The sequence below is a fragment of the Telluria sp. AC161 genome, from assembly GCF_979258535.1.
In genome coordinates this window covers 1,501,539-1,522,787 of the sequence record NZ_OZ409861.1, presented here as the reverse complement: position 1 = coordinate 1,522,787, position 21,249 = coordinate 1,501,539, and the positions used below count along the sequence as shown (strand labels likewise).

General features: G+C 66.2%; 18 protein-coding genes. 9 read left to right on the top strand and 9 right to left on the bottom strand.

The window, feature by feature from the left end:
* Positions 1–123 precede the first annotated feature (123 nt).
* Entirely contained in the window at positions 124–2,325 is a 2,202-nt protein-coding gene (paoC, locus tag ACZ0AJ_RS06925) for an aldehyde oxidoreductase molybdenum-binding subunit PaoC (protein WP_499453426.1), read from the top strand.
* 58 nt (positions 2,326–2,383) lie between these two features.
* On the opposite strand, the gene ACZ0AJ_RS06920 is transcribed toward paoC, so the two are convergent.
* Together ACZ0AJ_RS06920 and ACZ0AJ_RS06915 are read right to left on the bottom strand one after the other, a co-directional pair.
* Positions 2,384–2,593, bottom strand: a complete 210-nt coding sequence (locus ACZ0AJ_RS06920) for a hypothetical protein (RefSeq protein ID WP_258837803.1) — start codon at positions 2,591–2,593, stop codon at positions 2,384–2,386.
* Positions 2,594–2,609: 16 nt separating this feature from the next.
* Entirely contained in the window at positions 2,610–3,017 is a 408-nt protein-coding gene (locus tag ACZ0AJ_RS06915; protein WP_183551696.1) for a hypothetical protein, read from the bottom strand.
* Positions 3,018–3,147: 130 nt separating this feature from the next.
* Between ACZ0AJ_RS06915 and ACZ0AJ_RS06910 the strand changes: the two genes are divergently transcribed.
* Together ACZ0AJ_RS06910 and ACZ0AJ_RS06905 are read left to right on the top strand one after the other, a co-directional pair.
* On the top strand, positions 3,148–3,825 hold the full coding sequence (locus ACZ0AJ_RS06910) for an SOS response-associated peptidase (protein ID WP_499453421.1): 678 nt from the start codon (positions 3,148–3,150) through the stop codon (positions 3,823–3,825).
* 135 nt (positions 3,826–3,960) lie between these two features.
* Positions 3,961–4,332 carry an Lcl C-terminal domain-containing protein gene (locus tag ACZ0AJ_RS06905; protein ID WP_183551690.1) on the top strand — a complete coding sequence of 124 codons (372 nt, stop codon included), beginning with the start codon at positions 3,961–3,963 and terminating at the stop codon, positions 4,330–4,332.
* A 30-nt stretch (positions 4,333–4,362) separates the two neighbouring features.
* Here ACZ0AJ_RS06905 and ACZ0AJ_RS06900 read toward each other — a convergent pair whose 3' ends face one another.
* On the bottom strand, positions 4,363–5,808 hold the full coding sequence (locus tag ACZ0AJ_RS06900; RefSeq protein WP_499454328.1) for a M20/M25/M40 family metallo-hydrolase: 1,446 nt from the start codon (positions 5,806–5,808) through the stop codon (positions 4,363–4,365).
* Positions 5,809–5,908: 100 nt separating this feature from the next.
* Entirely contained in the window at positions 5,909–7,045 is a 1,137-nt protein-coding gene (locus ACZ0AJ_RS06895; RefSeq protein ID WP_499454326.1) for a metallophosphoesterase, read from the bottom strand.
* A 197-nt stretch (positions 7,046–7,242) separates the two neighbouring features.
* On the opposite strand from ACZ0AJ_RS06895, the gene ACZ0AJ_RS06890 reads away from it, so the two are divergent.
* From ACZ0AJ_RS06890 to ACZ0AJ_RS06865, 6 genes are all read left to right on the top strand, one after another.
* Positions 7,243–7,734: a glycine zipper 2TM domain-containing protein gene (locus ACZ0AJ_RS06890; protein ID WP_183551681.1), complete on the top strand. Its 492-nt coding sequence runs from the start codon at positions 7,243–7,245 to the stop codon at positions 7,732–7,734.
* Between the two features lie 291 nt (positions 7,735–8,025).
* Complete coding sequence (locus ACZ0AJ_RS06885; protein ID WP_499454323.1) at positions 8,026–8,988, top strand: protein kinase domain-containing protein; 963 nt, start codon at positions 8,026–8,028, stop codon at positions 8,986–8,988.
* A complete protein-coding gene (locus tag ACZ0AJ_RS06880; RefSeq protein ID WP_499454321.1) occupies positions 8,985–11,345 on the top strand; it encodes an FtsW/RodA/SpoVE family cell cycle protein in 2,361 nt (786 codons plus the stop codon). Before ACZ0AJ_RS06885 ends, ACZ0AJ_RS06880 begins: the two co-directional genes overlap by 4 nt.
* Positions 11,306–12,880 carry a hypothetical protein gene (locus ACZ0AJ_RS06875; RefSeq protein WP_499453410.1) on the top strand — a complete coding sequence of 525 codons (1,575 nt, stop codon included), beginning with the start codon at positions 11,306–11,308 and terminating at the stop codon, positions 12,878–12,880. Before ACZ0AJ_RS06880 ends, ACZ0AJ_RS06875 begins: the two co-directional genes overlap by 40 nt.
* Before the next feature lie 7 nt (positions 12,881–12,887).
* Positions 12,888–13,364 carry an SH3 domain-containing protein gene (locus ACZ0AJ_RS06870; protein ID WP_499454320.1) on the top strand — a complete coding sequence of 159 codons (477 nt, stop codon included), beginning with the start codon at positions 12,888–12,890 and terminating at the stop codon, positions 13,362–13,364.
* Positions 13,365–13,596: 232 nt separating this feature from the next.
* A complete protein-coding gene (locus ACZ0AJ_RS06865; protein WP_499454318.1) occupies positions 13,597–15,189 on the top strand; it encodes a diguanylate cyclase in 1,593 nt (530 codons plus the stop codon).
* Between the two features lie 39 nt (positions 15,190–15,228).
* Here ACZ0AJ_RS06865 and ACZ0AJ_RS06860 read toward each other — a convergent pair whose 3' ends face one another.
* The 5 genes from ACZ0AJ_RS06860 to ACZ0AJ_RS06840 all read right to left on the bottom strand — a co-directional run bounded on the left by ACZ0AJ_RS06860 (position 15,229) and on the right by ACZ0AJ_RS06840 (position 21,175).
* Entirely contained in the window at positions 15,229–15,927 is a 699-nt protein-coding gene (locus ACZ0AJ_RS06860) for a hypothetical protein (protein WP_499453404.1), read from the bottom strand.
* Positions 15,928–16,022: 95 nt separating this feature from the next.
* Entirely contained in the window at positions 16,023–18,152 is a 2,130-nt protein-coding gene (locus ACZ0AJ_RS06855) for a two-component system response regulator (protein WP_499453402.1), read from the bottom strand.
* 33 nt (positions 18,153–18,185) lie between these two features.
* A complete protein-coding gene (locus tag ACZ0AJ_RS06850) occupies positions 18,186–19,028 on the bottom strand; it encodes a polysaccharide pyruvyl transferase family protein (protein ID WP_499453400.1) in 843 nt (280 codons plus the stop codon).
* 120 nt (positions 19,029–19,148) lie between these two features.
* Positions 19,149–20,456 (bottom strand): lipopolysaccharide biosynthesis protein, encoded by a 1,308-nt coding sequence (locus tag ACZ0AJ_RS06845; protein ID WP_499453398.1) that lies wholly within the window; start codon positions 20,454–20,456, stop codon positions 19,149–19,151.
* A gap of 242 nt (positions 20,457–20,698) precedes the next feature.
* Complete coding sequence (locus ACZ0AJ_RS06840; RefSeq protein ID WP_499454315.1) at positions 20,699–21,175, bottom strand: GNAT family N-acetyltransferase; 477 nt, start codon at positions 21,173–21,175, stop codon at positions 20,699–20,701.
* Positions 21,176–21,249: the final 74 nt, after the last annotated feature.

The following is a 21,249-nucleotide window of genomic DNA, read 5'->3' as shown; positions in this document are numbered from 1 at the left end:
ATGATGCCGTTCGCCACCTTGCCCTCGTGGCCCCGTCCCTGGCGGCCATGAGGCGCTCCCCTCTTTTTCCGGTGCACCGAACCCCTCCCCCGCGCCATGCGGAGGCGAACAAAGGCCGAGCCCATGAAATTTACTACCCCCGCCACCACCAATCCCATCGACACGCTGCGCCACGTCGGCAAGCCGTACGACCGTGTCGATGGCCCGCTCAAGTGCACCGGCCAGGCACCGTATGCGTATGAACAACACGCCGCCGTACCGGACGCCGCCCACGGCGTGATGGTCGGCGCCACCATTGCCAAGGGCACGATCGTGAGTATTGACGATGCAGCCGCCCGCCGCGCGCCCGGTGTGCTGGCCGTCGTCACCGCCGCCAACGCCGGTGCACTGGGCAAGGGCCAGAAGAATACGGCCCGGCTCCTGGCTGGGCCCGAGGTCATGCACTACCACCAGGCCGTTGCCCTCGTGGTCGCCGAGACGTTCGAGCAGGCGCGCGCTGCCGCCCATCTGGTCAAGGTCAGCTACAACGAGGCCAAGGGCAGCTTCGATCTGGCCAGCGTGAAGGACAGCGCTACCCCGCCCAAGGGCGAACGCAACTCGCCGCCCGACACCCGCGTCGGCGACTTCGAGCACGCATTCGACAGCGCCCCGGTCAAGCTCGACGCCACCTACACGACACCCGACCAGGCGCACGCGATGATGGAGCCGCATGCGACCACCGCGCGCTGGGACGGCGACAAGCTCACGGTCTGGACCTCGACGCAGATGGTCGACTGGTGCCGCACCGATCTGGCCAGGACGCTGAACATCGGTAAAGACAAGGTGCGCGTCGTCGCGCCCTACATCGGCGGCGGCTTCGGTGGCAAGCTGTTCCTGCGCACCGATGCCGTGCTGGCCGCACTGGGCGCTCGCGCTGCCGGCCGTCCCGTCAAGGTAGCCCTGCAGCGCCACCAGATCTTCAACAACACGACGCACCGGCCCAAAACCATCCAGCGCCTGCGGATCGGCGTGGGCCGCGATGGACGTATCCAGGCCATCGGCCATGAAACATGGAACGGCAACCTGCCGGGCGGCCGGCCCGAGGTCGCCACGCAGCAAACGCGCCTGCTGTACGCGGGGGCGCACCGGATGACGGCGACCCGCGTGGCCGTGCTCGATCTGCCAGAGGGCAATTCGATGCGTGCACCAGGCGAGGCGCCGGGCATGATGGCGCTGGAAATCGCGATGGACGAACTGGCCGAGAAGCTCGGCATGGACCCCGTGCAGCTGCGCATCCTGAACGACACGAAGGTCGACCCGGAAAAGCCGAACCGTCCGTTTTCCGAACGGCGCCTGGTCGAATGCCTGCGCACCGGGGCCGAACGCTTCGGCTGGAAGGCGCGCAACGCCAAACCGGCCCAGGTCCGTGAAGGCCAGTGGCTGATCGGCCACGGCGTCGCGGCGGCCTTTCGCAACAGCCCCGTGGTCAAGTCGGCCGCCCGCGTGCGCCTTGGCACGGACGGCATCCTGACGGTGGAGACGGACATGACCGACATCGGTACCGGCAGCTACACGATCATTGCGCAGACGGCTGCCGAGATGCTCGGCTTGCCGCTCGATCGCGTGAAGGTGAAGCTGGGCGACTCGGACTTTCCCGTGTCCGCCGGCTCGGGCGGCCAGTTCGGCGCCAACAGTGCGACGGCCGGCGTGTACGCAGCCTGCGTCAAGCTGCGCGAGCAGGTCGCGGCCAAAATGAACATGACGGACCCGGTGTTCGCCGACGGCCTCGTGCGTGCTGGCGGCGCCAGCCAGCCGCTGGCCAAGGCAGCCGAAGGCGGTGAGCTGGTGGCCGAGGACGTCATCGAGTTCGGCGAGCTGGCGAAAAAGAACCAGCTCTCGACCTTTGGCGCGCATTTCGTCGAAGTCGCGGTCGATTCAAGCACGGGCGAGACGCGCGTGCGGCGCATGCTGGCCGTCTGCGCAGCGGGCCGCATCCTGAACCCGAAGTCGGCGCGCAGCCAGGTGATCGGCTCGATGACGATGGGTGTGGGCGGCGCGCTGATGGAGCACATGGTGGTCGACAAGCGCCTGGGCTTCTTTGCCAATCACGACCTGGCGACCTACGAGGTGCCCGTGCATGCCGACATCCCGCACCAGGACGTGATTTTCCTGGACGAGGAAGACGAGTATTCGTCGCCGATGAAGGCCAAGGGTGTGGGTGAACTGGGGCTGTGCGGCGTGGCGGCAGCGATTGCCAATGCGGTCTACAACGCCACTGGCGTGCGGGTGCGCGAGTATCCGGTCACGCTCGACAAGCTGCTGGAGAAGATGCCGCTGCCGGTGTAGTGCTCTGGGGCCGACGCTGCAGCCGGGTCCGGCGTCAGCGTCGGCGTCGTTACCCGGATCAGGCTTGCTGGCCGAGCATGTGCCAGGCCATGGCGCAGCAGAGGATCACGACGCAGCACAGCAGGCCGTAGACGAAAATGCGCATCGACGTGGCCAGGCCGGTCACGGCGCGGTTGGCGTTATCGCCGAGCTTGCCACGCTTGCGCGCGCTGTTCATCAGCATCGAAAAAAAGATGAACAACGTCGCGCAAATCAGGACGACTTTCATGACGGCCTTTGGTTGATTAGGTGCGAACGGCCACGAGCACGAGCGCCACGACCGACAGCAGGCCGGACAGCGCTGCGGTCGCGCCCATCCACGTCATCTTCTGGCGCTGGGCATCCATCTTGGCGATGAGCTGCGCATTCTGGTCGGCCAGGTTGGCGATGATTTCGGAGGCCGAACGCATCTGGTTGCGCAGATCGGTGATCTCGGCATCATTGCGCTCGACGCTGCGGATCAGGATATCGAACACGTCTTCTTCCTGCCCCGCCATCCCGGGCGCCACGCCCATCGGCTCATCGGGCATGCCTTGCCGGTTGCGGTTGACCGTGTCCCACAGCCGCCGCGCGCCATTGGCCACCTGCGGCGCTGCGCTGATTACGTCGCTCCAGGGAACGGTTCTTAATACTGTCCACCAACCTGCTGCCATACCTGCTCCTCATCAATCGTTGTATTCCTGAGCATACCATTGCGGCGTGCTGCGGCCAAATGCCACACGCGTCGCGCGCCCGCAGAACACGGTGCGACGCGTCCTGCCGCCTTGCGCTACCATTACCCCCATGTGTGGACGAATTGACCAAAGCCAAACGGCCCGTTACTACGCCAGCGTCATGGGCTGGCTCGACGCCGTGTATGACAGCGAATCCGAACCGGCTTATAACGTGCCGCCCGGCACGTATCGCCCTGTGCTGCATCTGCAGGACGGCGAACGGCGCGTGGACGACGTGTACTGGAGTTACCAGGCGCGCTGGGCCAAGGGCAAGGTCCCGGTGACCATCAACGCGCGTATGGACAAGCTGGACAACCGCTACTGGCGCGGCCTGCTCAAGTCGGGGCGCGCGCTCGTGCCTGCCTCGGGCTGGTACGAGTGGACAGGCGAAAAAGGCAGCAAGCAGCCGTGGCATATCCACCGCAAGGATGGTGCGCCCCTGTTCATGCTGGCGCTGGCGAACTTTGGCAGTTTCACCGAAAACCGCGCCGAGGCCGGCTTCGTCATTGTGACCGACGACGCCTCGGGCGGCATGCTCGATATCCATGACCGGCGGCCGGTGGTACTCGACGCCCAGGACGCCGAGCGCTGGCTCGATCCGGCGCTCTCGAGCGAAGAAGCATTGGCGCTGGCCCGCTCGGCCGCCCTGCCCCCGGACGCATTCGTCTGGCACGAAGTCAGCACCCAAGTCAATCGGGCCGGCGCTGGTGGACCTGAGGTCGCGCAACCCATCGACAGCGACGCCTGAGCCATCCCGCCGCACAGTCCGGCGGTATGAATATCCTGGAACCCGCCCATTGTCTGATCTGGATCGAACCGGGGATGCAACCAAACGTCGTGTTCGCCAGTCTTACCGGATTGCTACCACACGTGAGGTGAATCCATGGGCGAATACATGCAAATCCGGGGCCTGCTGCAAGAGGGTGAAGAGTACGCTGGTCTCATCCTGGGCAAAGACGATCCCGACTACCACCTGGTCTTGCTGCCAGGCGACAGCGCGGACGTCAGCTGGCCCACGGCCGCCGACTGGGCCGCCAGCCAGGGCGGCGCCCTGCCCACGCGGCGCGAGCTGGCGCTGCTGTTTGCCAACCTGCGCGAATCGTTCCAGCGCGACTGGTACTGGTCCAGCGAGCCGCACGCCACGCGCGCCCAGCTGGTCTGGGGGCAGAATTTCGCCAGTGGCATCCAGACCATCTACGGCCGGCCGTACCGCGGGCATGCGCGCGCGGTACGGCGGATCAGTACGGCAGCCTGACCCGCGGCCTGACGCGCAAGCTGACCCGCGTCACGGCGCCGGCACGCTGGAGCGGCCAATTGGCTGCTCCATATTGGCCAGGTACCAGGCCGTCGCTGCCATTAGCGCAACGTTGCGGCGCAGGCTGTCGGGATCGACCTTGTCCAGCGTGTCGGCTGGCGTGTGGTGAATGTCGAAATAGTTCGCCGTATCGACGATCGGCGCGAAGCTTGGCACGCCTGCGCGTTCCAGCCCGGCCAGATCGCCCGTCGCCAGCACGTCCTGACGCTGGAAGACGCCGGCGCCAATCGGCTGCAGGGCCGCTTGCAGAGGCGCGAACAGCTTGACCGACTGCGGCGTCACGCTGGCACGCAGGCCGAACGGGCGGCCAACGCCATTGTCGCTCTCGATCGCGCCGAAGTGCCTGGCGGTGTTGGCCTGTTCAGCGGCAAGATAGGTGCTCGCGCCGCGCATGCCGTTTTCTTCGTTCATCCAGGCGATGAAGCGGATCGTGCGGCGCGGCCGGTAATCGAGTTTTTTCAGCACATCAAACACAGCCATCGCGCTGGCAACGGCGGCGGCGTCATCGTGCGCGCCGGGCGACAAGTCCCAGGAATCGAGGTGGCCCGAGACGATGACGATTTCTTCCGGCTTGTCCGTGCCCGGCAGGTCGGCGATCACGTTGAAGCTGTCGGCGTCGGGCAGGTTTTTCGGGGTCAGCACGAGTTTGAGCTTGACCGGGCCACGCTTGACCAGGCGCGCCATCAGCATCGCGTCTTCGGCCGTCACGGCCGCCGCCGGGATGCGCGCATCGTCCGACAGGCCGGAGGAGCCCGTGTGCGGCAATCGATAAGCAGCGCCACCGACCGAGCGCACCAGTGCGCCGACAGCGCCCAGCTCAGCCGCCAGGCGCGGGCCGTTACGGCGGTAGTTCGAGCCCGCACCGTAGGCCGGGCCGGCCAGGCCACGGTCGGCCATGTGCTGGTCGAAGGCGACATCGAACAGCACGATCTTGCCCTTCACTTCGGCAGAGCGCGCCTTGAGTTCCTCGAAACTATTGAGCACGAGCACAGGCGCGACGAGGCCTTCGACTGGCGTGGCGCCCGAGCCACCCAGCGCGGTCAGCACGATGCGCTGGGTGATGCCGGCTGGCCGGCCCGCGTAATCGACCAGTTCGCCCGTCTCGATCCCGCGCACCCAGTGCGGCACCTTTACCGGCTGCAGCGTCACCTTCGCGCCGAGTTTGCGCATGGCGTCGGCAACCTGGGTCACTGCTGCCGCTGCGCCGGGCGAACCCGACAAGCGCGGGCCGATCAGGTCGGTCATGTCTTCCGTGCGTTGCCAGGCGTAGTCGCTCGTCATTGCCGCGTCGCGGATCTTGACCAGCGCAGCAGGATCGTTGCCGGGGCTGGCGGCCAGGGCCGGGGTAGCGATCAGCGTGGCGGCGATGGCGCCCAACATGGGAAGACGGCGAAGATGGCGAACGGGAAAGTTCATGCGGGAATCCTTGCGGTATTGAAAGGATTCAAACAATAGCGCATCCGGCAAGGTTTTGCCCCGACTTTCCTGATGCCGGGGACTGGACCAGGCCCGGATATCAGGCCGCCACCAGGCGCACCAGCGTGATTTCCGACGGCGCGCCGAAGCGCTTTGGCGGCCCCCAGTAGCCGGTGCCACGGCTGGTGTATACCCACATCTCGCGCACTCGGTTCAAGCCAGCCACGAACGGCTGCTGTAGTGGCACGAACAAATTCCACGGGAAGAACTGACCGCCATGCGTATGGCCCGACAGTTGCAAATCGAACCCGGCTGCCGCTGCCGCCGTCGCGCTGCGTGGCTGGTGCGCGAGCAGCACGCGCGCACCAATCCCTGCCGGCGCACCCGCTGCGGCGCGTTGCGGATCGCTCTTGTGCTCGGGATGGAAATGATGGGCATGATAGTCGGCCACCCCCGCAATCATCAGGCGCGCGTCGCCCTTGTGCACGATCACGTGCTGGTTCATCAACACGTTCAGCCCCAGGCGCCGCACTTCGGTGATCCACTCGAGCGCGCCCGAGTAGTACTCGTGGTTGCCGGTCACGAAATACACGCCATCGCCCGCGCGCAGGCGGCCCAGTGGTTCCGTGTGCGGCGCCAGGCGCTGCACGCTGCCGTCGACCAGGTCGCCCGTGACGGCAATCGCGTCGGCGTCCAGCGCATTGACCTTGTCGACGATCGCATTCAGGTAGGCGCGTTTGATGGTCGGGCCCACGTGCACGTCCGAAATCTGCGCGATCGTGTAGCCGTGCAGTGCCTCCGGCAAGTCGCGAATCGGCACGTCCACCTTCACGACGCGCGCAACGCGGCGCGCGTTGGCATAGCCGATCAGCGTCACCGCCAGCGCGACCAGCGGCACTGCCAGCGCGCTGATGTGCAGCACCGGCACGGTAACCGCGCCAACGACCATCAGGATGAGCAGCACCATGTCGCGCAGCACGGTGGCGACCAGCAGCGATGAGAACAGGCCCATCGACAGCAAGCCGACCGAGGCAACGGCATCGGACCAGCGGCGCCGGCGCATCGAGGCCGACATCAACCCGACCGGCACCAGGATGCCTAGCAGGCACAACAATAATCCGGCGATGAGGTTACCGACCATGCCAAGGGCCAGGTCGGGCAGCAGGCGCATGCCGAGATACACCAGCAACATGACCATCAGGAACAGAACAACGAGGAAGCTTCGGCTTGGACGCATGAGGGGGATAGATGAAAAGCAATAGGAGCTACATGGGGCACATGGGCCGAGATGCAAGCGAGGATGTTACAGACCGGGCATGACTTGTAAAAATCTGTATTAGCAGATGGCACTATCAAGAAGCAAGAATATAGTGATTCCTACCCGGTGAGCGAGAACATCATTCCGATCTCCGCCGGGGTAAAAAGGAAAAAGCCATGTTGAAATCGAAGACCTTTGGTGCTGTGCTGCTGGCCGCCGTCGCCGTATCGCCGGCGGCAATGGCCGGCGATCGTGGTACGAATACGGCCATCGGCGCCGTGCTCGGTGCAGTCGTCGGCCACACGGTCGGCGGCACTGGCGGCGCAGTGGCGGGCGGTGTGATCGGCGCGGCAGTGGGCAACTCGGTCCACTCGCGCGACGACCGTCGCCACTACGGCGATCGCGGTAACTATTACGACAATCGCGGCGGGTATTACCAGTCGCAACCGGCCTACGTCCAGCAGCGTCCGGTCTATGTCCAGCAGCGCCCGGTGTACGTCCAGCCACGCCCGGTGTACGTGGAATCGCGTCCGGTGTACGTGCAACCGCGTCCCGTCTACGTCGAATACCGTGACGGTGGCCGCGGCTGGGACCGTCATGACCGCCGCGACCGTTATGACCGCCACGACCGCTGGGACCGCGATGACCGTCGCGGCTACGGCCGCTAACCCCGAAAGCCGCGCACCGCGCGGCTTTTTCTTTGCCGACAGCCGGCGTCACACAGCCTGCCCAAAGCCGGGGTCAGGTCTGACATTTGGACACGACCTCAGCCTTAACCACTCTCGACGGTGTCGTGCCCAGCATTAGCGCGGCCTTTTTTCCAGCCAGGTCCGAGGTCCGACTACGCAACTGTCGAGATCGTGTCCGAATGTCAGACCTGACCCCGGCTTTTCCAGCCCTTTCTGCTTCCCTCCGCTTTGCTTCCCCATCGGCGCGTTGCGCCATGCTCGGGGGACACCATGTACGACGCAGGCACCGTCATTTCGCTCACCGGCGGCCAATACCGCCTGCGCGAACCGCTGGCTGGGGCCGCCTATGGCGTCGTCTGGCGCGCCGACTGCCTGCACGCCACCGGCGCTGTTGCCCTCAAGCTCGTCAATCTCGACCAGATGGCGCGCGCGCCGGAAGCATTGCGCGTCCGCTGGCTGGACAGCGCCAACACCGAGATCGCGTTCCTGCGCAGCCTCGCGCCGTGGGATGGCCGCCACATCGTGCGCCTGCTCGACAGTGGCGAGCATCTCGGTTTGCCGGCACTGGCCCTGGAACTGCTCGATGGCGACCTGGCCGCTTACCTGGCGGAAGAAACCGCTGCCGGCCGGACGATCGCGCCGGCCCGCGCGCTGGCCTGGACCGGTCAGGTCAACCAGGCACTGGCCAAGGTGCACGCCAACGGCTGGCGCTACCTCGACCTGAAACCCGGCAACCTGCTGCTCGACCGCGCCGCCGACACGCTCAAGCTGGCCGATTTTGGCACTAACCGGCGCCTGGACGACCTGCGCGCCCATACCTATGCCGGTACCGCCAACTGGCAGGCGCCGGAACAGTTCTTCCCCGACGCCGACGGCTACGCCACCGAAGCGCGCACCGACTATTTCGCCCTGGGCGCCCTCTTCTATTACCTCGTCTGCGGCCGCCTTCTGCGTTACAGCAGCACCTGCGGCCAGGCCTGGCAAACGCATGGCCGCGATGGCGCAGCCGCGCTGCTGGCCACGCACCAGGCGCGCCCGCCCGTGCTGCAACTCGATGAAGCGACGCTGTTTGCCAACCACCTGGGCCCGGCTGCCGTGCCGGGCCTGGCGCTGCTGCGCCGCCTGCTGGCCGACAGCCCTGCCGAGCGGCCACAGCATGCGCTGGACATCAGCCGCCTGCTGGGTCAAACGACCAGCCTGCTCGGCCCCGCGCCAGCCAGGAGCGCAGCATGACACCCGGCCGCCAGCGCATGTCCTTTGGCGCCGCAACGGCCTCGGTCCTGCTCGCGCTGCTGTGCGCCGTGCAGCTGCTGGCCATCTTGCGCGCGCCTGCCGCCTGGCTCCCGCGCGAGATCGCGGTCACCCTGCAGCCGGGCACATCGATCGTACTGGGCCGCGCGGAACTGGGCGCGCCGCGCGCCGCCGCGCGCCAGCTGACGCTGCGCCGCGATGCCGCCGGCGCCTGGTGGCTGCGCAATCTGGAGCCGGTCCAGCCGATCGTGCTGCGCCGTAGCGACGCGCGCGTGCGCAGCAGCGACGTGCCGCTGGCGCGTGGCCAGCAGATCCAGGCCGGCGCCGCGCGCTTTGAGGTACTGGCGCAGGATGCCGGCAGCGTGACGCTGTCGAACGGCGAGCGCACCTGGCGCTACGACGGCGCCACGCTGCTGCAGGACGGCGCACTGCAGCCGGCCTGCCCCGATGCCCCCCTCGCCAGCCGCGCGCTCGCGCTGTGGAACCGGATCACGCCGTACCCGCTTGGCCTGGCGCGGCCCGTCAGCCTGGGCGGCCTGCTGTATTGCGGCAACCGGCTTGCCAGCAGCACGTTCGAGGCCGGTACGGCGTCACTGGGGCGTCTGCCGGATGGCCGTATCGCGCTCTCGGTGCGGGGTGACCAGCCGGTGCTCGTCTCGACTGAGAATGGCTGGGAAGACGCTGCCCAGCGCGACCAGCCGCTGGCGGCCACCGATGCGGTTGCCGTCGGCCGCACCGTCTTCACGCTGGTCCCGAATGGCGACATGCTGCACTTGAGGCCATCGGGCCAGATCGCGCTGTCGAACGCCCCGCAGGTCCAGTTGCCCGACGCTGTGCGCTGGCAGTGGCAGGAACGCACGCTGTTCGCGCTGCCTGCCCCCACGCCGCTGGCCTGGGCCGCCGCGATTGGCGTGCTGCTGCTGGGCGCGGTCAGCGTACTGCCACTGCTGCGCCAACGCGTCGCCAATGCACGCCTCGCCATGCCGCTGGTCGCGGCGCTGGTCGCGGCCACGGCCACCCTGCTGCTGATTGCTCAGCGCAGCAGCGGCGCGCCCGGTGTGGGCGTCTCGCTGCTGCTGGCCTGGGCCACGCTGTGGCTGACGCTGCGTTTTTACGCGCGCATCAGTTTGCTGCCTGCCATCGCCGTGCTGTTGCTGGGCGCCGGCCTGCTGGTGCAGCTCGAAATGGGCCTGGGTGCGAGCGATACCGCCTGGCTGCGCCATTTCCAGAACTCCACCGCGCTGCTGGGCCTGGGCTTGCCCGGCACGCTGCTGCTGCTGTCGTCCGTCGGCCGCAACAACCTGTCGCGCCCCGTCACTGAACGCGTGCTCCTGGTCCTGGCCGGGATCGCGCTCGTCGGCGTACTGCTGCAGGTCTGCTTCGGCAGCGAGACCGGTGTGTTCGACATCCAGCCGTTCGAGTTCGCCAAGTTCGCGCTGGCCGCACTCAGCGCGCACTGTCTGGCGCTGGTCGCAGGCGGTGCAACGCACCAGCAGCGCAACTGGCGCTTCTGGCTGCGCATGGCCGCGCCCGTGCTGCTGTTCGTGTTCCTGCTGGGCGTTGCGCTGGTGCGGGTCGACGATTATTCGCCGCTGGTGCTGCTGCTGGTCTGGAGCAGCGCGATGGCGCTGGTCTGGTGCGCGAGCCGTGGCCGGCGCGCGGCTCTCGTCACGGCCGCCGTTGCCATCTGCCTGCTGGTGGCCGGGGGCGCAGCCATGCGCAGCAGCGGCGCATTCCTCGGCGCGCTGGGCTTTTATCCCGAGCGGTTCCAGGTCTGGAGCGCACCGACCGTCCACCCGCACACGGGCCAGCAGATGCTGCTCGGCGCGCGCGCCATCGCCCAAGGTGGCTGGACGGGGGCCGACCGCGCGTTTGGTCTGGCGGCGCTGGGCGGCGCGGCCGGCGACGCGCTGGCGATCCCCGCGATCCAGGATGACTTCGCGCCCGCCTTCCTGCTGCAGCGTCATGGCCTGGCCGCCGGCCTGGCGCTGTGGACGCTGCAGGCGCTGTTCCTGGTGGCGCTGGTGCGTGTCGCCGCCGGCGCCTGGGGCCGGGCGCTGGCCGCCAACGATTTCCGGCGCGCCTGGCTGGGCCGCTTCCAGTGTTTTGCGCTGTGCGGCGGCGCGGCGTTCGTCGCCGGCCACCTGCTGCTGGCGTGGGGCACCAACCTGGCGATGTTCCCGATCATGGGCCAACCGATGAGCTTTCTGTCGGCCGGCGGCTCGCACCTGCTGTTTTTCATCTGCCCCCTGCTAGCGTTTGGCATGGCAAGCACCCCATTCAACGAGGAGATTCAATCATGCCGGTCTATGTCCAACACGAAGTCCTGGGCAAGGTAGAAGACGTGTTCAATGCCGACGCGCTGTGGCAGGCGCCCGGTCTGTCACTGTTCTCGCGCCGCGCGCTGCTGCGTGACCTGCTCGAACGCTCGCCGCGCGAACTGCGCGGCCGCGCCGCAACGCGCTGCTTCTCGCACGTGACGCTGGTGCTGCCGCAGGACGACGTCGACGACGACCGTCACCTGACCCGCGGCGCGCGAGTGCGCGACCTGGCGCAGTCGCTCGCCGCGCTGCACCAGAAGGACTTCGGCGACCTGCTCGGCGGCGATGAGGTGCGCTATTTCATTTCGGGCGACGAGCGCATCGCGCCGGGCGAAGTGCAGGTCAAGTTCGGCCACGCCGTCTACCTGCCGGCGCCGGGCGAACAGGTGCAGTACACGGTGACCGCCTCGCGCGACAGCGCCATCTGGCAGCCCGTGTGCGCGATCTACCCGAACCAGCGCCTGACCCTGGTGGGCATGGACCCAGCCAACGCCACGTTCGCCGTGCCGGGCTGGCCGTTTGGCCCGGACGGCGGCCTGCTCCTCGTGAACGATGGACCGGAAGCGCCCCTCGAACTGCAGGTGCGCCCGAAAGACAGTTTCGATTGCGTCTTCGACGCCGCCAATGGCTACTACGTACTGCGCGGAAAAGGCGCGAGCGCCCAGCGCCTGCTGCTCAAAATCAGCCGCGCTGGCGCAGCCGTTAAGCCGCCCGTCTCCGTGGCGGCTGCGCCTGCCGCCCCAGCCGCCCCAGCCACCGCACCCCAGCGCAGCCCCGCCGTCTGGAAGTCGCGCAGCAGCACGCCGCCAGCCGACCTGACCGCGATGCCGCTGGCAGCGCCAGCGCCCGTGGCCACCCCGGCGCTGGCACTGACACCGGAAGCCGACGCCACCTACGCGCCCGTCGCGCGCCATCGCATCACGCTGGCCGCGCTGGCCTTGCCGCGCCTGAGCCGCTACCGCGACACGGGCGCGCAGGCGCTCGAAGTGGGCCTCGACGCGCAACTGGTACCGGCCGCGCCGGGCAAGGACAACGTGATCCGCTTCGCGATCGACGATGCCGACGAGCTGCACGCGATTACGCCGGCCGGTCGCCAGCGCATTGCCGTGCCGTCGCAGTTCTCGCCGATGGACGGGGCCAGCATCGGTCTGCTCGCCGCACCGCAGTCGATGGCGGAGCGCTACAGCGCGCTCCTGGTGCTGCCACAAGGCCCGTCGCAACCGGCGGCCGGCGGCTCACGCCTGACGTTCGGCCGCGGCATGCCGTCACTGGCCGCGCTGCGCGTGCTCGATGCACCGCAGTTCGTGCGCCAGGCCGACGGCGCCGCCGCCAGCGCCGACCGGCTCGGCCTGTCGCGCAGCGCATTCAGCTGGGAAGCATCGAGCGATGGCCTGCGCGTCGTGCGCCTGTCGCCGAGCCAGGCGCTGTACCACCTTGACGCCGAGCTGGCCCTGGTGGCGCAGATCGACGCAGCCACGCAGGATGCGCCGTACCTGATCCCGCCGGGCCACCACCTGGTGGCGGGCCACTACGTGCTGCGCTTCGACGCCTGAGGCCAGCATGCCATCGTCGACCCACATCGCGGCGCATTTCGCCACGTACATCGGCGCGTTCGGCGCGGCCCTCGTGCTGACGCTGTGCGCCTGCGCGTGGCTCACGCCCCGCGCGTGGTGGCGCCGGCCCAACGCCCGCGCACTGGGCGTGCTGGCCGCCGGCACTGCGGCCGGCGGCGCGCTGCTGCTGGCATTGTTCGGCGTACCGGGCACGATCCCGCCGTCGGTCGAACTGGCCGAGGCGCCGCTGCCGGCAACCGGCGTGCCCGTGGCTGGCGCGCCCTACCGCGTGCGCGATGCGCTCAATCTGCGCGTCGCGGGCGGCATCGGCGCCGAGCGCCTGCTGGTGGTGCCGGGCGGTGCGCGCGTGATTGCGACGGGCCAGCGCGATGGCGACTGGTGGCAGGTGCGCGCCACGCTCGATGGCAAGGATGTCGAAGGCTGGGCGAGCAGCCTGTGGCTGAGGCGGGCGGACGAACGCTAACCGCCCAGGGCCAGGCATGTGGCCCCATCGTTCAAACAGACGCGGAAACAAGCAGCTCCTTCACTTATTGCCAACGCATAGCGGGGTTATGATTGCACATCATCAATTATTTCCCTAAGGCATGTTTTCCAGACTCGACCCCAGCCTTAAGGTATTCGGCGCCCTGATCATCATCATTGTTGCTTGCCTCGCCACACTGCCCTGTATCAGCAGCTACCAGGCGAACGCGACTTTGCGCGCACTGCAGGACGGCGCGAAAAAGGAGCGTGCATATAATCTCGCGCTCAGCCTGCTGAAGGATGCCGAGACCGGTCAACGCGGCTTCCTGATCGGCAGCGACGAAAGCTTCCTCGACCCCTACAACGTCGGCGTTGCGGGCATTCCCGCGGCGCTCGAGGATTTGCATCGTCTCGCCAGTTCGGACCAGGAACGAACCCTGGTGGCACGCATTGCCAGTCTCAGCCAGGCCAAGGTTCTCGAGATGGACAGCAGCATCCGCCTGAAAAGGGCGGGCAAGACCCAGGCGGCCATCGACGCCGTGGCGAGCCAGAAAGGCAAGCTCCTGATGGACGAGCTGCGCACCCAGTTCGGCCGCCAGATTTATGTCCTGGCCGAGCAGCGCAAGGTGCTGCGGGACGAACTGACGTCGACGCTAAGATACAACTCCGCGCTTGGTATCGGCGCCGCCCTGGCCAGCCTGGTCGTGATCGTGGCAACGGTGCTCATCGTGACCAGGAGCTTGAACAAGCAGGCGGAAGTGGCCAACCAGTCGCAGTTATTGGCCGAGAATAACGCGCTATTGGCGAAGCAGTCGGCCGTGCGCGCAGAGCGCCTGTCGGTGGCAGCGGAGATGTTGCACGCGCTGGACAGCGTCAAGGCGCCGTCCGAACTCGCCCGCATGCTGCCGGTATTCCTGCGCAAGCTATTACCGGACACGGCTGGCGCGGTATATCTCTACCGCAATTCGCGCGATGCACTCGAACTCAACGCGTCGTGGAATCTGACCGATACGGCGCCCCCTGCCATCGCCCGCGATGAATGCTGGTGTCTGCGGCTGGGCAAAATGCATGTCGCGACGGCGCAGCACGACCTGTTCTGCGATCACGGTACGCCCTGGATCGGCAAGTATGCATCCCAGACGTGCGTCCCGATGATCTCCCAAGGCGATGTCGTGGGTGTTCTGATGGTCCTGGACGACCGGCACGAAGACAACCAGAGCGACAGCATGCACATCATCGCGCTGGCCGAACAGCTGAGCCTGGCGATCAGCAACGTCTCGCTGCGCGACACGCTGCGCCACCAGTCAACGGTCGATCCGCTCACTGGCCTGTATAACCGGCGCTTCTTCGACGAATCGCTCAAGCGCGAGCTGGCGCGCGCCCAGCGCAGCCAGAGCGCCTGTTCGGTGGTAATGATCGACCTGGACCATTTCAAGCGCGTCAATGACACCTATGGCCATGAAGGCGGCGATCTGGTACTGAAGGCCGCCAGTCACGCCATCTTGCAACGGGTGCGCGCAAGCGACGTCGTGTGCCGCTACGGTGGAGAAGAACTGGTGCTGATGCTGCCGGACTGCAGTGCCGAGGAGGCGCAGAAGTGCGCCGAGGGCATCCGTTCGTCGATTGGCGGGATCGTCATCGAGCACGCGGGACAGACCATCTCGGGTATTTCAGCATCGTTCGGTGTGGCGCAGTGGCCCGGTCATGGCAATGGCGAACAGGCTCTGCTGTCTGCCGCCGACCGCGCCTTGTACGCGGCAAAAAAAGGTGGGCGCAACCAGGTGATGGTGGCTGACGTCGCCATGCCGGCGCTGGAAGACGCCTAATCGCCAACGAGCCGGGAAGCAGCGTTGCCGCTGACCGGCTCAATCACGCGCAGTGCGCCATTCCTGCTGCCGGGCCGGCTCTTCATCCTTCGGGCAGGTTGTGAAGCGCTGCTTGCCGTGCTTCTCGAACATCTCGACATCGGTGGTCGGCGCGCGGTCGGTCAGGCAGTAGGTGCCGTTTCCGGTAATCACGCGGGTGCGCCGCGCGCCATCTCCCGTGTTATTGACCAGTTCAACGACGCGCGGCGCCTCCCACAGGCGCGGGGGCGCCATCTCGCGCGCATGCTCGATGCCGCGGCGCAGGCGCAGTTGCGGGCTGTCCGGCGGCAGCACGATCGTCGGCTGGCGCTCCTTGCGCAATGCCCGATCGATGTCGCCGATGCTGCGGCGTGCGCTGTCCATGATGGCGGCCGTGCTGGGAATGGCCGATTCAACCGGTACTGGCGGCGCATCCGGCACTGCTGGCGGTACCGGAGTTTGCACAGGCGTCTCTGCCTGCACCACAGGCACAGACCGCAGCGGCATACCGGGCTTCGGCGTTGGCGCAGCCTCCGGTTGAACCGGCGGGACAACGACAATGCCCTGCGCTGACACCGGCGCCGGCACACGCAGCCACAGCATCGCGGCAGCGTCCCCCACGACCGGCGCCGGCAACGTGCGCGCCATCTGCCACGCCAGGATCAACAACGCATGCACGAGCAGCGTGGCCGCCAGGCCCGCGCTGCGGGGGTCATTCAAACGGTAACGCCAGGTGGCCCGGTTCATCTCCGCAGTATAGCCACCCCGACGGCGTCACTTACTCAACAATTCTCACCGCCGCCGGCCGCCTGCCGTCACGCGGCGGCGGACACCGGCACCTTGGCGGCGTGCAGCGCCATCAGCGACGTCACCAGGTGCGCCGGCAACGGCCGGCTGACCAGGTAGCCCTGGATCTGGTCGCACCCGTGCGCCAGCAGGAAGGCCTTCTGCGCCGGCATCTCGACGCCTTCGGCGACGACCTGCACGTTCAGGCTGTGCGCCATCGTGATGATCGCGTTGACGATGGCGGCGTCGTCGGCATTGGTCGTCACGTCGCGGATGAAGGCGATATCGATCTTGAGCTTGTCGATCGGAAAACGGCGCAGATACGCCAGGCTCGAATAACCGGTACCGAAATCGTCGACCGAAACCTGGATGCCGTGTGCGCGCAGATTGCTCAGGCATTGCATCGTGCGCTCGGTGTTGATCATCAGCGACGTCTCGGTCAGCTCCAGTTCCAGCAGTGCGGCCGGCACGTCATGCGCCGCCAGCGCGCGCAGCACGTCGCCTTCGAGGTCGCCCTCGGCGAACTGGCGCCCCGCGATATTGACCGACACCTGCATCGGCCCCGTTGCATGAAGCGTCCAGGCCTTGATCTGGCGGCAGGCCGTGTCGATCACCCAGCGGCCCACGCGCACGATCAGCCCCGTCTCTTCGAGCACCGGCACGAACAGGCCGGGCGACACCAACCCGTGACCGGGCCGGTCCCAGCGCAGCAGCGCTTCGACACCGACGATGGTGTCCGCGCCGAGCAGCAGCTTGGGCTGGTAATACAGCTCGAATTCCTCGTTCTCGACCGCCTTGCGCAGCGCGTGCTCGAGATCCTGGCGCTGCAGCGCATCGGCATTCATCTGGGCCGTGAAGAAGCGGTAGGTGTCGCGCCCGGCCTGCTTGGCCTCGTACATGGCGGTGTCGGCGTACTTGATCAGCACCTCGGGGTCGGCGCCATCCTGCGGATGGACCGTGATGCCCACGCTGGCCGTGACGATCACCTCGAAGCCGCGCAAATTAAACGGCGGATACAGCACCTCGGCGATCCGGCCGGCCACGGTGGCCGCGTGCGCCGGGTCCTGGTCGAGCATCAGGATCAGGCCGAATTCGTCGCCACCCAGGCGCGCAACGGTATCGCGCTCGCCCACGCAGGTGGCCAGGCGCGCGCTGAACTGCACCAGCAATTCGTCGCCCATGGCGTGACCGAGCGTGTCGTTGACGTTCTTGAAGCGATCCAGGTCCAGAAACACCACCGCCACACTGGGACTGGCACTGTGGGTTGCCCGGACCGTGCCGTGAAGCGCCTCGTAGAACCAGGCGCGGTTGGGCAGGCCGGTGAGCACGTCGTGGCTGGCCTGGTATTGCAGGATTTGCTGCGCGACCCGGCGTTCGGTGATGTCGCGCACCACACTGACGATGATCCAGTCATTGCCCGACAACAGGGCCTGGCGGTGGATTTCCACGTCCACCACCCCGCCATCCTTGCAGTGCAGCGTGACCTCGCTCAGCCTCGGCTTGATCCGGCCACCCGGCGTGGGCTCGAACATCGCCTCCAGTTCGTCGTGGGTCGCCGCGCCCAGGGCCACCGGGCCCAGGCTCAGCATCTCGGCGCGCGTGTAGCCCAGCATGGCGCAGGTGGTGTCGTTGACTTCGACGAAGCGCATCGTGTCGCGGCTGACCAGCATGAGGGCGTCCGGCGTCGCATTCATCGCCGTGCGAAAGCGCAGCAGGTCGGCGGTGCGGGCAGCGATTTTCTGCTCCAGTACGAGCACCTGGTCTTCCAGGTCGCCCATGTCCTTCAGGCGCAGCAGATTGCGCACCCGCAGTCCGAGCTCGGTAGGGTCGACGGGTTTGCTCAAAAATTCCTCGGCCCCCGCCTCCAGCCCCGCCTGGCGCATGCCCGTATCCTCCACGCCGGTGACCATGATGATCGGGATATTCTCGGTCGCCGGATCGGCCTTGAGGATGCTGGCCACCTGGCAGCCGTCGATGCCCGGCATCGTCTGCGCAATCAGGATCAGGTCGGGCGCTTCGGACGCGACCGAGGACAGTGCCTCTTCGCCGCTGGCAGCGCTCGTCGTCTCGTAGCCGCCGGGCGCCAGCAGGCAGGCGAGCCGGTCGCGGCTCTTGGCTTCATCGTCGACGATCAGGACAGTCGGGGCGGAGGTGCTCATGAGGTACTATCCTTGGAAAAAACGGGCATGCGATCAGACCTTCACCAGTCGCACCAGATCGCTGTGGGCGGTCCATTCGTCGATATACGTGGAATTCTTGCCGTAACTGTTGTCGATCACGGTGTGCTGCTTGTCCATCAGGCACGCCAGGATGTGGCCGTGCAGACGGTCGGTGACGATATGCTCATGGCGCGCGAACAGCGCCACGGCCCTGGACGAAAAGCGCTGTGCGACCGGTATCCAGTACCACGGTCCGATCAGCTTCTTGCAGGTTTGCCAGCCGCGCTTGATGAAGGCGGCCTGGATGCGCCAGGCAAAATCGATCAATCGCTTATCCTTGCCCACGACCTCGATCCAGTCGGTTCGGGTATCGAATTGCGCATCCTTCAGCGACGCCGGCACGACCGGCTTTTCCGTGTCCACGCGCTCGATGCGCAGCACGCCGCTGGCCTTGCCCCCGCTGGCGATCGGATACAGGTGATGCGCCATATCGGGCGCCAGATACACATTGTCGGAAAAGCGATTCGCAATCTGCTGCGACGCTTTATCTCGCACAAAAATGTGGACATCGGGATGGCGCCGGAACACGGCGACCGACCGGTCACGCGCCGTTTCATTCGCAAAGAACACGGTTTGCGGCAACATCACGATGCGGTTAGCGGGGAAGCGCGTGATGATCTCTTCGCGTATCTCGTTGATGTTCGCGTACAGGTCGCCGAAATTGCCGCCCCCGTGAAACACCAGGATATCGCCCGGCTTGACCCATGACGGATCGAATGCCCACGACGTCGATATCGTGCGCGGCGACAGGTGCTTTTTCTTGAAGAACGCCAGCGTGCCCTGCATGATGAGCAGATCGCCGATATTGTCATGCATCGGAATATCGATGTAATGAAAGTCTCTGCCCTTCAGCAAATCATGAATGGTGTCATGCTTGGTTAGCAGATCCTGCATCATCAAACGATGGTTACTCAAGGCTACTCCCAAAAAATCAAGTTACTTGGCGCGCGTCACTAGCCGGCGCAGGATGGCAAGGTCGCCGCGGGTCGGGATGAAATCGGGCATCGGCTCATTGAGCCGGCGCACCCCGAGAATGATCGTCGTGATCAGGCGCAGGCATGCCCCCGCCAGCATCAATCCCGCCAGCCAGACATACGTATTTTCCTGCGGCAGAAACGGGATGGCGATCAGCACCGGGACCACGGCGATGATCTGGCGCGCCAGCACTAGCCCCGGTTGTCCGGCAGCAGTGAAACGCTGCGCCAGCGTCCAGCTGGCGCCGCCGATCACGCATTCGAACAGCAAAATCGCAAACGGCATCGTCATCGCCGCAAAGAACTTGCCATAGATGAGGTTGAGCAGCCACGGCGACAGCGCACCGCCGATCGCGGCCAGCACCATCAGCGGCATGAACGTCACGCGGAAGGTATTGCGCACCGCCTGGCTCAGTGCTTGCTCATCCCGGCCGGCAAAGCGCGAAAACAGCGCGACCGACGCCGATTCCTGCACCGCCCCGATCAGGCGCGACGTCGTGAATGCCAGCGCATAGAAACCGTATTCGCGGATGGTGCCGCGATTGAGCAGAAACAGCTTGTCGAAATTGACCAGAAATAAGCTCAACAACCCAATGCCCTGCTGGTGAAAACCATAGCGCAAGACCACCCAGGGCTGTACCGGGTCCTTGACCTCGACCTTCAATTGCCAGACCCGGTGCTTGCGCGCCCACCACAGCCCCATGACCGTGACGCCAATCAGCATCAGCAATTGCGTGGCCAGGATCTGTTCAAAGCTCACCACGTCGAACCACAGCACCAGGGGCAGCATCAGGACCAGATTCCCGAATACTTGGGTGAAGCGCAGGATGTTGAAGAAATGCAGATCCGAATGCAGTTGGGTCAGCGTGAAGAGATACATCTGGCTTGCCATGAACGCGGCAAACGCCAGGATCAGCCACATGAACCGGTGCAGTTGCACCGCATCGCTCAATTGCAGCCCTGCGGCGGCCAGCGCAGTGGCAAAGATGCTGATGCTCAGCAGCGACAACAGAAGGAAGCGCAGATACGGAAACTGCCGCGCCGCGCCGAAGTGATACAGATAGCTGCTGCCCATGCCGCACTGCGCGATACCGGCGGACAGCGAACAGACCAGGATGGCCGCCGACAGCAGGCCGCGCCCTTCCGGGCCCAATATGCGGGCAGTGATGACGGATGAGATGAATCCCACCACGGTCATGCCCATGGTGGTCATCAGGGTTTTGCCGAACGCGCGCGAAATGGATGGCATCGACGGCGCTGTCGCGCTCATGCCCATGTCTCCCGTGCTGCCTTGGGCAGGACGGTTGCAGGAAGCTTGCGGATCAGGTTATGCAGAATCATCATCATCAAAACTTGTCGAGCACGGCGCGCCAATGCGCCGCTCATGTCCGATCGATACGGACGACCACCATTGTAACCTGCTGCCAAAACGAAAACTTTTGTCGAGAGGCAATAAATACTGAAAGTGCACATTACGTTACATGGCCGGGACGTAGGTCTGGCCCGGCTGGGTCAATCCCCCGCCCTGGCGAGGTGCATCGGATTGAACGACAGTCCCTTGACGCACTGGGTTGGTGCCACCCGCACAAAGCCGAGCCGTTCATACGCCGACACGGCGTAGTTCGACGCATTGACCGTGAAATTGCCGTCCCCGCCACGCGCGATGGCGGCGGCGCGCGCTGCGTGCCACAGGCGCCGCGCCAGTCCCTGCCGCTGCCAGGCCGTGCCGACGAACAGGTGAAACAGATGGCTGTTGTCGCGGATCGCGATGAAGCCGGCCAGCCGCTCGCCATCGAGCGCCACATGGCAGGCATACCCGCGCGCCAGGTAGCCGCGGATGCCATGCTCGTCATTCTCGGCCAGGAAGGTCGCGGCCCCGAGCGGGGTCGATTCGTGCACGATGAATTCCAGCGCCAGGCTGCGCAGCAGCGCGGCCATGGCCGGCGCCAGGACCGGCACGTCGGCAGAATCGAGGGGGCGGATGACCATGGCGCGTTCCGAAAAAGGCGGTGGTAGAAACGTCAACATACCATGACCGGTGTGCCGGCTTGCAAATTCATTGC

Bases quoted from the DNA above. Each gene is read 5' to 3' on its own strand.
- ACZ0AJ_RS06905 (WP_183551690.1), top strand. From the start codon at position 3,961: ATGGGCGAATACATGCAAATCCGGGGCCTGCTGCAAGAGGGTGAAGAG.
- ACZ0AJ_RS06910 (WP_499453421.1), top strand. From the start codon at position 3,148: ATGTGTGGACGAATTGACCAAAGCCAAACGGCCCGTTACTACGCCAGC.
- ACZ0AJ_RS06900 (WP_499454328.1), bottom strand. From the start codon at position 5,808: ATGAACTTTCCCGTTCGCCATCTTCGCCGTCTTCCCATGTTGGGCGCC.
- ACZ0AJ_RS06855 (WP_499453402.1), bottom strand. From the start codon at position 18,152: ATGAGCACCTCCGCCCCGACTGTCCTGATCGTCGACGATGAAGCCAAG.
- ACZ0AJ_RS06890 (WP_183551681.1), top strand. From the start codon at position 7,243: ATGTTGAAATCGAAGACCTTTGGTGCTGTGCTGCTGGCCGCCGTCGCC.
- ACZ0AJ_RS06920 (WP_258837803.1), bottom strand. From the start codon at position 2,593: ATGAAAGTCGTCCTGATTTGCGCGACGTTGTTCATCTTTTTTTCGATG.
- ACZ0AJ_RS06885 (WP_499454323.1), top strand. From the start codon at position 8,026: ATGTACGACGCAGGCACCGTCATTTCGCTCACCGGCGGCCAATACCGC.
- ACZ0AJ_RS06880 (WP_499454321.1), top strand. From the start codon at position 8,985: ATGACACCCGGCCGCCAGCGCATGTCCTTTGGCGCCGCAACGGCCTCG.
- ACZ0AJ_RS06915 (WP_183551696.1), bottom strand. From the start codon at position 3,017: ATGGCAGCAGGTTGGTGGACAGTATTAAGAACCGTTCCCTGGAGCGAC.
- ACZ0AJ_RS06870 (WP_499454320.1), top strand. From the start codon at position 12,888: ATGCCATCGTCGACCCACATCGCGGCGCATTTCGCCACGTACATCGGC.
- ACZ0AJ_RS06895 (WP_499454326.1), bottom strand. From the start codon at position 7,045: ATGCGTCCAAGCCGAAGCTTCCTCGTTGTTCTGTTCCTGATGGTCATG.
- ACZ0AJ_RS06840 (WP_499454315.1), bottom strand. From the start codon at position 21,175: ATGGTCATCCGCCCCCTCGATTCTGCCGACGTGCCGGTCCTGGCGCCG.
- ACZ0AJ_RS06850 (WP_499453400.1), bottom strand. From the start codon at position 19,028: ATGCATGACAATATCGGCGATCTGCTCATCATGCAGGGCACGCTGGCG.
- ACZ0AJ_RS06875 (WP_499453410.1), top strand. From the start codon at position 11,306: ATGCCGGTCTATGTCCAACACGAAGTCCTGGGCAAGGTAGAAGACGTG.
- ACZ0AJ_RS06845 (WP_499453398.1), bottom strand. From the start codon at position 20,456: ATGAGCGCGACAGCGCCGTCGATGCCATCCATTTCGCGCGCGTTCGGC.
- paoC (WP_499453426.1), top strand. From the start codon at position 124: ATGAAATTTACTACCCCCGCCACCACCAATCCCATCGACACGCTGCGC.